Annotated in this window: 6 protein-coding genes and 1 pseudogene; all 7 read right to left on the bottom strand. The window is 50.5% G+C overall.

Annotated features, from left to right (window positions below; translation table 11 throughout):
* A pseudogene (locus BM021_RS13390) lies at positions 1-1,898 on the bottom strand (hypothetical protein); the annotation flags it as partial.
* A 238-nt stretch (positions 1,899-2,136) separates the two neighbouring features.
* Positions 2,137-4,143, bottom strand: a complete 2,007-nt coding sequence (locus BM021_RS13385) for a calcium-binding protein (RefSeq protein WP_090721525.1) — start codon at positions 4,141-4,143, stop codon at positions 2,137-2,139.
* Between the two features lie 225 nt (positions 4,144-4,368).
* Positions 4,369-6,360 (bottom strand): integrin alpha, encoded by a 1,992-nt coding sequence (locus BM021_RS13380; RefSeq protein ID WP_090721524.1) that lies wholly within the window; start codon positions 6,358-6,360, stop codon positions 4,369-4,371.
* A gap of 255 nt (positions 6,361-6,615) precedes the next feature.
* Complete coding sequence (locus tag BM021_RS13375; protein WP_256207925.1) at positions 6,616-8,058, bottom strand: integrin alpha; 1,443 nt, start codon at positions 8,056-8,058, stop codon at positions 6,616-6,618.
* A 44-nt stretch (positions 8,059-8,102) separates the two neighbouring features.
* Positions 8,103-8,615, bottom strand: a complete 513-nt coding sequence (locus BM021_RS13370) for an FG-GAP repeat protein (protein WP_090721522.1) — start codon at positions 8,613-8,615, stop codon at positions 8,103-8,105.
* A gap of 228 nt (positions 8,616-8,843) precedes the next feature.
* Positions 8,844-12,815, bottom strand: coding sequence for a beta strand repeat-containing protein (locus BM021_RS13365; protein WP_090721521.1), 3,972 nt, complete (start codon positions 12,813-12,815; stop codon positions 8,844-8,846).
* Positions 12,816-13,004: 189 nt separating this feature from the next.
* Positions 13,005-13,493 (bottom strand): calcium-binding protein (locus BM021_RS13360; protein ID WP_371116519.1); only part of this gene is annotated, 489 nt, incomplete at its 5' end.

The raw sequence follows: 13,493 nt of genomic DNA, 5'->3' as shown, positions 1-13,493 counted from the left end.
CCCCAGCCATGGCTTAATCCAACGATGCGATCGCCGGCATTGCCATTGACTCTCAAGGTATTGCTGGTATCCGACAGATTGAGCACATCCGCTGCAGTTAACGTCAAGGTATTGTCACCGGTACCAAACAGACGAATGGTTTCGATGCCGCTGATCTTGCCGGCCATATCGGTCAGATTCAGATTCAAGCCGCTGCCGCCCAAAGCCAGGGTATCGTTGCCGATGCCGCCGTCCACCGACTCGAAATCAAGATCGGATATCCGGATATAATCATTGCCTGCTTCCCCCAGAAACTCATCCGCCCCGCCACGGCCGATCATTCGATCATTGCCGTCCCCCGCCTTGAAGCGTTCTGCTTCTGATGTGCCCGTGAGGATGTCATCCCCGGGAGTGCCTCGTATTACACCATCATCAGTAAAGCTGCTTCTGCCAAATACCACGTAGCTGGAGCCGGAGTATCTACCGTTCGGGTCAGCAAAATAGGCACCCACAATCACATCGTCAAAACCATCGCCATTGATATCCCCCGCGTTGCTTACTGATCCGCCCGAATTATCAAGCTCCGCCGCTCCATCCAAGCGAAAACCGTTACTGCCATCAAGACTGGATAAACTCATCGCAGCATCAAAACCCGAGGACTTGCCAAACACTACATAACTGGATCCATTCGGATCAGCTCCAGGGGCACCAACAATCAAGTCAGCAAAACCGTCGCCGTTGACATCTCCTGCGCTGCTGATCGACCTGCCTGAATAATCATGCGCCGCTTCTCCATCGAGGCGGAAACCGTTGTTGCCATCCAGGTTCGACAAGTCCATCGTGGCACTAAAACCGGCAGCCTTGCCAAATATCACGTAACTGGAACCGGAAGCAGTTCCGTTCGGACTACTAACGAAAGCGTTAACAATCACATCAGCAAACCCGTCGCTGTTGACGTCTCCGGCACCGCTGACCGAATTGCCTGATGAAAAATCATACACTGCCCCATCCAAGCGGAAACCGTTATTGCCGTCGAGGCTGGATAGATCCAGCGTGGCAGCAAAACCGGCTGCTTTACCAAACACCACGTAACTGGAACCGGAGTCATCACCGTTCGAGTCAGCTCGCTGAGCACCGATAATCACATCATCAAATCCGTCGCCATTAACATCTCCGGCGCTACTGACTGAAGCACCGGAATAATCGCGCTCCGCCACGCCATCCAGACGGAAACCGTTATTGCCATTAAGGCTGGATAAATCTATAGCAGCATCAAAATCGCCAGTCTTGCCAAACCCCACGTAACTGGAACCGGAGTATTGGCCGTTCGGGTCAGCACCAGAAGCACCGATAATCACATCGTCAAACCCATCGCCGTTGACATCGCCTGCATTGCTGACCGAAGAACCTAATCTGTCAAACTCTGACACCCCATTCAGGCGAAAACCATTGCTGCCATCAAGGCTGGATAAATCCAGCGCGGCGTCAAAACCGGCAGCTTTGCCAAACACTACATAACTGGAACCGGAGTAATTGCCGTTCGGATCAGCTAGGACAGCACCGACAATCACATCATCAAAACCATCACCGTTGACGTCTCCTGCAGTGCTGGCTGAAGTGCCCGAATAATCAACCGCCGCCTCCCCATCCAGACGAAAACCATTGCTGCCATCGAGAGTGGATAGATCCAGCGTGGCATCAAAACCAGCAGCTTTGCCAAACACCACGTAACTGGAACCGGAGTCATCGCCGTTCGGGTCAGCACCACGCGCACCGACCAGCAAATCATCAAAACCATCCCCATTGACGTCACCGGCACTGCTGACTGAAAAACCCGACAAATCATACGCCGCTTCTCCATCGAGGCGAAAACCGTTACTGCCGTCGAGGCTGGATAAGTTAATCACTGATGTAGCCATGATAAGAGCTCCTTCAAAAAAATATTTATCAAAAAAATTATTTAAAATAAAAGCTTATTACGTTATTTTAAATATAACGAAGGGATACTATCTCAGAAAAATCCTACTGACAACCTGAGCGGTTTGTGATGGATAGGGATGAGGCTTCAATAACTTACATTTGTCATTCCGAACGCAGTGAGGAATCTTTGGAATCAACAACTCAGATTTCTCGCTGTGCTCGAAATGACGGTTTCTTTTAAACGAAATCCGTCGCCACATTCACACCCACCAGCAGCACTGCCGCATCATTGAAGTAAGTATGGAAATCACCATGAACGCCCCCATCTCCCCAGCCATGGCTTAATCCAACAATGCGATCGCCCTCATTGCCATTGACTCTCAAGGTATTCGTGGTATCCGACAGGTTCAGCACGTCCGCTGCGGTTAACGTCAAGGTATTGTCACCGGTACCAAACAAGCGAATGGTTTCGATGCCGCTGATCTTGCCGCTCATATCGGTCAGATTAAGATTCAAGTTGCTACCGCCCAAGGCCAGGACATCATTGCCGATGCCGCCATCAACTAAACCGAAGCCAAGGTCAGGTACCCGGATATAGTCATCCCCCGCTTCACCCAGAAACACATCCGCCCCGCCGCCGCTGATCATTCGATCATTGCCATCCCCCGCCTCGAAGCGTTCCGCTGCTGATGTGCCTGTGAGGACATCGTCACCGGGGGTACCTCGTATTACACCATCATCAGTGAAGCTACTTCTGCCAAATACCACGTAGCTTGAGCCGGAGCCCTCAATGCCGTTCGGATCAGCTTGTGATGCGCCGACAACCAAATCATCAAAACCGTCACTATTGACATCTCCAGCACCGCTGACTGATGCGCCCGAATAATCATCCGCTGCTACTCCATCCAGACGAAAGCCATCATTGCTGCCGAGACTTGATAAGTCAATTGTTGCGTCAAAACCAGAAGTCTTGCCAAACACCACGTAACTGGAGCCGGAACGATTGCCGTTTGGGTCAGCGCCAGGAGCACCGACAATCAAATCATCAAATCCATCACCGTTGACGTCCCCTGCATTACTTAATGATGTACCCGTCCTATCACCCTCTGCCCCATCCAGTCTAAAACCATTAGTTCCATCAAGGCTGGATAAATCCAGCGTGGCACTAAAACCGGAACCCTTACCAAATACTATATAACTGGAACCAGAATACTCACCGTAATCATCGCCTGGATTATAGGCAAAGGGCGCACCAATCATTAAATCATCAAATCCATCACCGTTGATATCTCCAGCATTACTGACTGAGCTGCCAGAATGATCAAGCGCCGCCCCATCCAGTCTAAAACCATTAGTTCCATCAAGGCTGGATAAATCCAGCGTGGCACTAAAACCTGAAGCTTTACCAAACACTACATAACTGGAACCGGCGTAGAAATCGCCATTCGGGTTAGTACCGCGAGCACCGATAATCATATCGTCAAACCCATCATTATTGACGTCTCCGGCACTGCTAACTGATATGCCCGAAAAATCACCCCCCGTTTCCCCATCCAAACGAAAGCCGTTATTGCCATCAAGGCTGGATAAACTCAGCGTGGGATCGAAACCAGAAGCCTTGCCAAACACCACATAACTGGAGCCGGAGACACTACCGTTCGGGTCAGCACCAGGAGTGCCGACAATCACATCATCAAAACCGTCGCCATTGACGTCTCCAGCGCTGCTGACAGAATCGCCCGATCGGTCATACGCTGCCGTTCCATCCATACGAAAGCCGTTATTGCCATCGAGGCTGGTTAAATCCAGGACAGCATCAAAACCGGAAGCCTTGCCAAACACCACGTAGCTGGATCCGGAATCATAACCGTTCGGTTCAGCGCCGGGAGCACCGATAATCACATCGTCAAACCCATCACCATTGACATCTCCCGCACTACTTACCCCTGCCGAAAAAGCATAAGCCGCCGCTCCATTCAAGCGAAAACCGTTGCTGCCATCCAGGCTGGCTAAATCCAGCGCGGCATCAAAACCGGAAGCCTTGCCAAACACCACATAACTAGAGCCGGAGTATCTACCGTTCGGATCAGCACCGGGAGCACCGATAATCACATCATCAAACCCATCACCATTGACATCTCCTGCATTACTAACGCGGCTCGAGAAATCATACGCCGCCACTCCATCCAAACGAAAACCATTGCTGCCATCGAGACTGGATAAGTTAATTGTTGGTATTGCCATGATCTAGACTCCTTCAAAAAGATTCATCAAAAAACTTACTTGAAAGAAATGCTTATTGCGTTATTTCAAAAATAACGAAGTGATACTACCTCAGAAAAATCCTACTTAAAACCTGAGCAGTTTTGTGATGGCTTTAAGAAACTTGCGCATAATCCATCCACCAATTTCAGCAACAGGGCAGAGTTAAATTACCCCAAACCAGGAGGTAATTTAACTGATAAGTTACTATCCACTAAAACTTGCAAAATCCGTCGTCACATTCACACCCACCAGCAGCACTGCCGCATCATTGAAGTAAGTATGGAAGTCACCATGAATACCCCCATCTCCCCAGCCATGGCTTAATCCAACGATGCGATCGCCGGCATTGCCATTGACTATCAAGGTATTCGTGGTATCTGACAAGTTGAGCACATCCGCTGCGGTTAACGTCAAGGTATTGTCACCGGTGCCAAACAGGCGGATAGCTTCGATGCCGCTGATCTTGCCGCTCATATCGGTCAGATTAAGATTCAGGCCGCTGCCGCCCAAAGCCAGGGTATCGTTGCCGATGCCACCATCCATAGACTCGAAGTCAAGGTCGGATATCCGGATATAGTCATCACCTGCTTCACCCAGAAACACATCCGCGCCACCACGCCCGATCATTCGATCATTGCCGTCACCTGCCTCGAAGCGTTCCGCTTCTGATGTGCCCGTGAGGACATCATCCCCGGGCGTACCCCGTATCACACCATCATCAGTAAAGCTGCTTCTGCCAAACACCACGTAACTGGCACCCAAAATACCGTTCGCAAAGAGAGCGCCGACAATCACGTCATCAAAGCCATCTCCATTCACATCCCCGGCACTGCTGACTGAAATACCTGAATAATCACCCGCCGCCACCCCCTCCAGACGGAAACCGCCATTGCTGTCTAGGCTGGACAAATCCAATGTGGCGGCAAAACCGGAAGCCTTGCCAAACACCACGTAACTGGAGCCGGGGTCAGTGACCGAGCCGCCATACTGGTAAGTATTGGGAGCACCAATAATCACATCATCAAACCCATCACCATTGACATCTCCTGCACTACTCACCGATCTGCCCAAGCCATCCGCCCCATCCAGACGGAAACCGTTGCTGCCATCGAGGCTAGATAAATCAATGGTGGCATCAAAACCTGAGTCCTTACCAAACACCACGTAACTGGAGCCGAAAGCACCACCGTTCAGGCTAGCATAGGGAGCGCCGATAATCACATCATCAAAACCATCCCCATTGACGTCCCCGGCACTGCTGACCGACCGACCCGAGGAACCACCCTCTCCATCCAGGCGGAAACCATTGCTGCCATCGAGATTGGATAGATTCAGCGCAGCATCAAAACCGGAAGCCTTGCCAAATACCACGTAACTGGAGCCGGAGAATTCACCATTTGGATCAGCACCATAGGCACCGACAATCACATCATCAAAACCGTCGCCGTTAACATCCCCGGCATTACTAACCGAATGGCCTGAATGATCATCCGCCGCCTCACCATCGACACGAAAACCGTTGTTGCCGTCCAGGCTGGACAAATCCAGTGTGGCATCAAAACCTGTGCTCTTACCAAACACTACGTAGCTGGAGCCAGAGTCATGATACGGGTGCGGATAAGAAAAAAGGGCATTACGTGCACCGATAATCACATCATCAAATCCGTCACCATTGACGTCCCCGGCACTGCTGACTGAATACCCAGATTGATCATACTCCGACGCTCCATCCAGGCGAAAACCATTGCTGCCATCCAAGCCGGATAAATCCATGGTGGCATCAAAACCTGTGCTCTTACCAAACACCACGTAGCTGGAGCCGGAGTGTTCACCATTTGGATCAGCACCAAAGGCACCGACAATCAAATCATCAAAGCCGTCGCCGTTGACATCTCCTGCACTGCTGGCAGACCTGCCCGAAAGATCAACCGTCGCCACCCCATCCAGACGGAAACCGTTACTACCATCCAGACCGGTTATATCCAGCGTAGCATCAAAACCTGTGCTCTTACCAAACACAACGTAACTGGAGCCGGAGCTTCTGCCGTTCGGATCAGCACCAGCTTGACCGATAATCACATCATCAAACCCGTCGCCGTTGACATCGCCTGCATTGCTGATTGAAGAATCAAACCCATCCACACTGAAACCGTTATTGCCATCGAGATTGGATAATTCAATTACTGGTATTGCCATGATAAGTACTCCTTCAAAAAATTCATCAAAACTTATTTGAAAAGAACTATCTACTGCATTGTTTGTACGATAATGTGTAGATGCTACGCTGGAAAAATCCTACTGACAACCTGAGCGGTTTTGTGATGTTTTGTGATGTTTTGTGATGGATAGGGATGAGGCCTCGATAACCCACATTTGTCATTCCGAACGCAGTGAGGAATCTATGGAATCAACAACACAGATTTCTCGGCTGCGCTCGAAATGACAGTTCTTTCAAACAAAATCCGTCGCCACATTGATGCCCACCAACAGCACCGCGGCATCATTAAAGAAGGTATGGAAGTCGTCGTGAATACCCCCATCTCCCCAGCCATGGCTTAATCCAAAGATGCGATCTCCTGCATCACCATTGACTTTCAGGGTATTGCTGGTATCCGACAGGTTGAGTACATCCGCCGCCGTTAACGTCAAGGTGTTGTCACCGGTGCCAAACAGGCGAATGGTTTCGATACCGTTGATTTTGTCGCCTATATCGGTCAGGTTAAGATTCAAGCCGCTGCCACCGAGGGCCAATACATCGTTGCCGATGCCGCCATCCACTGATTCGAAGTCAAGGTCTGATACCCGGCTATAATCATCACCTGCCCCACCCAGAAACTCATCCGCGCCACCGCGACCGATCATTCGATCGTTGCCGTCACCCGCCTCGAAGCGTTCCGCTTCTGGGGTGCCAATGAGATTATCATCCCCGGGAGTACCCCGTATTACATCATCATCAGTAAACTCATTGCGGCCAAATACCACGTAGCTGGAGCCAGAGTTTTCGCCGTTCGGGTCAGCACCAGGTGCACCGATAATCACATCGTCAAAATCATCACCGTTCACATCTCCGGCACTACTGACTGATCCGCCCGAAGAATCATACGCTGCTACGCCATCCAGGCGGAGATCGCTATTGCTGTCGAGGCTGGGCAAATCAATCACAGCATTAAAACCCGAGGCTTTGCCAAACACCATATAACTGGAGCCGGAATTGGTGTCATTCGGATCAGCGCCGCTTTCACCTATAATCAAATCATCAAACCCGTCGCCATTGATATCTCCAGCGCTATTGACATTGAACTGACCGCCATAATAAGAAGAATCCCCAAACAGACTAAAACCATTACTGCCGTCTAGGCTGGAAAGATCCAACGCGGCGTCAAAACCAGAAGCCTTGCCAAATACCACGTAACTCGAATCGAAAATCGCACCGTACCGGCTCACTGACTGACCAATAATAAGCACATCATCAAACCCGTCGCCATTGATGTCGCCGGCGCTATTGACCTCTATGCCCGACCGGCTTCTTCCCGACCCATCTAGACGAAAACCGTTACTGCCGTCGAGGCTGGACAAATTCATCGCGGCATCAAAACCAGAAACCTTGCCAAATACCACGTAACTGGCACCGCCGGGGTAAGTGTAATAACCGCCGCTCTGATTGGCGTTAGGAGCACCGATAATCACATCGTCAAACCCATCACCGTTGACGTCCCCGGCGCTACTGACTGAGGCGCCCGAGAAATCATTTGCCGCTCCGTCCAAACGAAAACCATTGCTGCCATCGAGACTGGATACATCCAGCGTGGCAGCAAAATTCGCCTTGCCAAACACTACATGACTGGAGCCAGAGTTGGTGCCATTCGTATCAGCATCGGCAGTACCGATAATCACATCGTCAAAGCCGTCGCCATTGACGTCCCCTGCACTTCTAATTTCTATGAAAAAAAATCATATGCTGATAATTCTGCTAGCCCATCAAAACGAAAACTGTTAGTGTCATCGAGATTGGATATGTCCAGCGATGCATCAAAACCGGAAGCCTTGCCAAACATTACGTAATGAGCGCGGGAGCTACCACCGTTCACATCAAACCCACGATTATCGACAATCAGATCATCAAAACCATCGCCATTAACATCCCCCGCATTGCGGGCTGATATAAGCGAGCGATCATACGTCGAGTCTCCATCCAGACGAAAACCATTACTGCCGTCGAGGCTGGACAGATTCATCGTGGCGTCAAAACCCGATGCCTTGCCAAACACTACATAATTAACGTTAGAGCTAGGGTAATCTGGAGAGGTACCGACAATCACATCATCAAACCCGTCGCCATTGACGTCCCCGGCATTCCTGACCGAACCCGATGGATCATCCGCCGACTCGCCATCCAAGCGAAAACCATTACTGCCATCGAGACTGGATAAATTAATCACTGTTGTAGCCATATCAAGAACTCCTTCAAAGAGATTTTTTCAAAAAACTTACTTGAAAGAAATACTTATTGCGTTATTAATAACTGGATACTACGCCGGAAAAATCCTACTGACAACCTGAGCGGTTTTGATGGACAGGGATGAAGGCCTCAATAACCCACATTTATCATTCCGAACGCAGTGAGGAACCTTGGAATCAACAACACAGATTTCTCGCCGCGCTCGAGATGACAGTTTCTTTTAAACAAAATCTGTCGCTACATCTACCCCAACCAGCAGCACTGCTGCGTCATTAAAGAAGGTATGGAAGTCACCATGAACACCGCCATCTCCCCAGCCATGGCTTAATCCAACGATGCGATCACTGGCATTGCCATTGACTCTCAAGGTGTTAGTAGTATCCGATAGATTCAGCACATCCGCTGCGGTTAAGGTCAAGGTATTGTCACCGGTGCCAAACAGGCGAATGGTTTCGATGCCGCTGATCTTGCCGGCCATATCGGTCAGATTAAGATTCAAACCGCTGCCGCCCAAGGCCAGTGTATCGTTGCCGATGCCGCCGTCCACCGACTCGAAATCAAGATCGGATATCCGGATATAATCATTGCCTGCTTCCCCCAGAAACTCATCCGCCCCGCCACGGCCGATCATTCGATCATTGCCGTCCCCCGCCTTGAAGCGTTCTGCTTCTGATGTGCCCGTGAGGATGTCATCCCCGGGAGTGCCTCGTATTACACCATCATCAGTAAAGCTGCTTCTGCCAAATACCACATAGCTGGAACCCGAACTTTCACCGTTCGGGTCAGCACCAGAAGCACCAATAATCAAATCGTCAAAACCATCATTATTGACGTCGCCGGCACTGCTGACCGAAAGGCCTGAAAAATCAAACGCGCCGGGACCACCATCCAGGCGAAGACCGTTTTTGCCATCTAGGCTGGATAAATCGATTGTGGCATCAAAACCCGAGGCTTTGCCCAACACTACATAGCTGGAACCGGAGTAAGAGCCGTTCGGACTAGTACCTGGGGCACCGACAATCAAATCTTCAAAACTGTCACCGTTGAAGTCCCCTGCGTTACTTACGGATAAACCCAAACTATCATCCGCTGTTAACCCATCCAGGCGGAATCCATTGCTGCCATCGAGACTGGATAAATCCAGCGTGGCAGAAAAACCGGAAGCTTTGCCAAATACCACATAACTGGAGCCGGATCTGTCGCCATTCGGATCAGCTCCGAAAGCACCAATAATCACATCATCAAAGCCATCGCTGTTGACGTCCCCTGCGCTGCTGACCGAAGAACCCGAAAAATCATCCGCCGCTTCTCCATCCAGGCGAAAACCGTTATTGCCGTCCAGGCTGGATAAATCCAGCACGGCGTCAAAACCGGAAGCTTTGCCAAATACCACGTAGCTGGAACCAGAGCTATAGCCGTTCGGATCAGCCACAAAGGCACCAACAATTACATCATTAAAACCATCGCCGTTGACGTCACCAGCATCACTCACTGAGGTACCTGACCTATCACCCTCCGCTTCACCACCCAGGCGAAAACCATTGCTACCATCCAAATTAGATAAATCTATCGCAGCACTAAAACCGGAAGCCTTGCCGAACACCACACAACTGGAGCCAGAGCTATAGCCATTCGGGTCAGCGTAAGGAGCACCGATAATCACATCATCAAAACCGTCGCCGTTGATATCGCCTGCATTGCTGACTGAGAAACCCGATTCATCACCCTCCGCTTCACCATCCAGGCGAAAACCATTGCTACCATCCAAATTAGATAAATCTATCGCAGCACTAAAACCGGAAGCCTTGCCGAACACCACATAACTGGAGCCAGAGCTATAGCCATTCGGGTCAGCCAAACGGTTACCAGGCGCACCGACAATCACATCATCAAAGCCATCACCATTGACATCGCCTGCACTTCTGACCGCGCCCGAATAATCAAACGCTGCCACTCCATCCAAGCGGAAACCATTGCTGCCGTCGAGTCTGGATAAATCCATCGCAGCAGAAAAGCCGGATGCCTTGCCAAACACCACATAACTGGAGCCGGAGTTGGTGCCATTTGGATCAGCATAACGAGCACCGACAATCACATCGTCAAAACCGTCGCCGTTGACGTCTCCGGCACTACTGGCTGGTCCGCCCGAAAAATCATACGCTGCCACGCCATCCAGGCGAAAACCGTTACTGCCATCCAGATCGGCTAAGCTGATTACGCCCGGAGCCGGCCAATCCGTGCTTACATCCGTATCAACCCGCAGCACCGCTTCGCCATTAGTGTAAATATGATAATTACCGTCGATACCACCATCCGCCCAACCCTCAGTAAGCCCTACGACACGACTACCTTCATTGCCGTTTACAGTCAGGATATTGCTGGTATCCGACAAATTGATCAAATCCAATGCCGTTAAAGTCAATGTGATGTCGCTGTCACTCCCGATCAGATCAATAATTTCGATGCCGCTGATCTTGCCGCGCATACTAGCCAGATCCAGATCCAGATCCAATGGACCAAAGCCGCGGCCCAAGATCAGGATATCATTACCAGTGCCGCCGTCCAGTGATTGGAAGCTAAGATCAATTAACCGGATATTGTCATCGCCCGCATCCCCACGAAACACGTCCGCTCCGCCTTGGCCGTTTAGCGTATCATTGCCATCACCTCCCTCGAAACGTTCTGCCGCCGCAGTGCCCGTGAGAGTATCATCCCCAGGTGTGCCCAGAAATATCACCTCATTAAGGAAATCACCACCAAACACCACATAGCTGGAGCCGGAGTTAACATTATTCCGGTCGGCATTAGGCTCACCAACCATCAAGTCATCAAAACCGTCGCCGTTGACGTCCCCTGCGCTGCTGACTGAGCTTCCAGCCGCGCCAAGGACTTCTCCTTCCAAGAGAAAACCGTTATTGCCATCCAGGCTGGACAAATTCATCGCAGCATTAAAACCCGAGGCCTTGCCGAACACTACATAGCTGTGGCCAGAGTCGCCATAGTAAGCAAGGCTGGGAGCACCAATGATCAAATCATCAAAACCGTCGCCGTTGACGTCTCCTGCAGTACTTACCGCGGTACCTGAAAGATCATAATTAAATGCTCCATCTAAACGGAAACCATTGTTACCATCGAGGCTGGATAAATCCATCGTGGCAGTAAAGCCGGAAGCCTTACCAAACACCACATAACTGGAACCAGAATAATCGCCGTTCGGATCAGCACCACGAGCACCGATAATCACATCGTCAAAACCATCATTATTGACGTCCCCTGCAGTGCTGACTGAAAACCCAGAAAAAAAATCCTGCTCCGGAACTCCATCCACGCGGAAACCATTGCTGCCATCCAGGCTGGATAAATCCATCGTGGCAGTAAAACCGGAATCCTTACCAAACACCACATAACTGGAGCCGGATCTCTCGCCATTCGGGTCAGCATCAGGGGTAACGATAATCACATCATCAAAGCCATCACTATTGACATCCCCGGCGTTGCTGACCGACAAGCCCGCCGCATCCAGTCGGAAACCATTACTGCCGTCGATATTGGATAAATTTATCGTGGCACTAAAACCGGCAGCTTTGCCAAATACCACATAACTGGAACCAGAGGCACCAATAATCACATCATCAAAGCCATCACCATTGACGTCCCCGGAGCTGCTGACCGATCCGCCCGAACGATCATCTGCCCCGACTCCATCCATGCGGAAGCCATTGCTGCCATCGAGGCCGGAGAGATTCAGCGTAGCGGCAAAACCGGAAGCCCTGCCAAACACCACATAACTGGAGCCGGAGTTACTACCATTCGGGTCAGCACCAGAAGAACTAACAATCAGATCAGCAAAACCGTCGCCGTTGACGTCCCCGGCACTGCTGACCGATCCACCCGAAAAATCACCCGCTGCCACGCCATCCAGGCGAAAACCGTTACTACCATCCAGGCTGGATAAATCCGGCGTGGCAGAAAAACCAGCAGCTTTGCCAAAAACCACATAACTTGAACCAGAATCATCGCCGCTGGAATCAGCCCTAGGGGAGCCGACGATCACATCATCAAATCCATCGCCGTTAACGTCACCTGCGTTACTCACCGAAAAACCCAAACTGTCATCCGCTGTTACCCCATCCACGCGAAACCCATTGCTGCCGCTGAGGTTGCTGGATAATTTAATGATTGATACTGCCATGATTAAGGACTCCTTCAACAAAAATTTATCAAAAACCTACTTGAAAGAAACACTTATCGCTACTTTTATAAATAATGCAGTAGATACTACGCTGTAAAAATGCTTTGATAATTGTTAATTTTGTAATTGATGCAAAAATAGACCTCTGCACTCGAAATGTCAGTTCTTTAGCGCTTCTGTTTAAAAACACTAAACAAAATCCGTCGTCACATTCACGCCCACCAGCAGCACTGCTGCGTCATTAAAGAAGGTATGGAAGTCACCATGAACACCGCCATCTCCCCAGCCATGGCTTAATCCGACGATGCGATCACCTGCATTACCATTGACTCTCAAGGTATTAGTAGTATCCGACAGATTGAGTACATCTGCTGCGGTTAACGTCAAGGTATTGTCTCCGGTGCCGAACAGGCGAATGGTTTCGATGCCGCTGATCTTGCCGCCCATATCGGTCAGATTAAGATTCAAGTTGCTACCGCCCAAGGCCAGCGTATCGTTGCCGATGCCGCCATCAACTAAACGGAAGCCAAGATCGGATACCCGAATATAGTCATTACCTGCTTCACCCAGAAACACATCCGCCCCACCGCGACCGATCATTCGATCATTGCCATCCCCCGCCTCGAAGCGTTCTGCTGCTGATGTGCCCGTGAGGACATCATCCCCGGGAGTGCCACG

It is taken from the genome of Nitrosomonas sp. Nm166 (genome assembly GCF_900112825.1).
Lineage (GTDB): Bacteria > Pseudomonadota > Gammaproteobacteria > Burkholderiales > Nitrosomonadaceae > Nitrosomonas.
Note: the sequence above shows the minus strand (reverse complement) of the source record. Positions and strands in the feature narration are given on the sequence as shown.

Bases quoted from the DNA above. Each gene is read 5' to 3' on its own strand.
- BM021_RS13385 (WP_090721525.1), bottom strand. From the start codon at position 4,143: ATGGCAATACCAACAATTAACTTATCCAGTCTCGATGGCAGCAATGGT.
- BM021_RS13380 (WP_090721524.1), bottom strand. From the start codon at position 6,360: ATGGCAATACCAGTAATTGAATTATCCAATCTCGATGGCAATAACGGT.
- BM021_RS13370 (WP_090721522.1), bottom strand. From the start codon at position 8,615: ATGGCTACAACAGTGATTAATTTATCCAGTCTCGATGGCAGTAATGGT.
- BM021_RS13365 (WP_090721521.1), bottom strand. From the start codon at position 12,815: ATGGCAGTATCAATCATTAAATTATCCAGCAACCTCAGCGGCAGCAAT.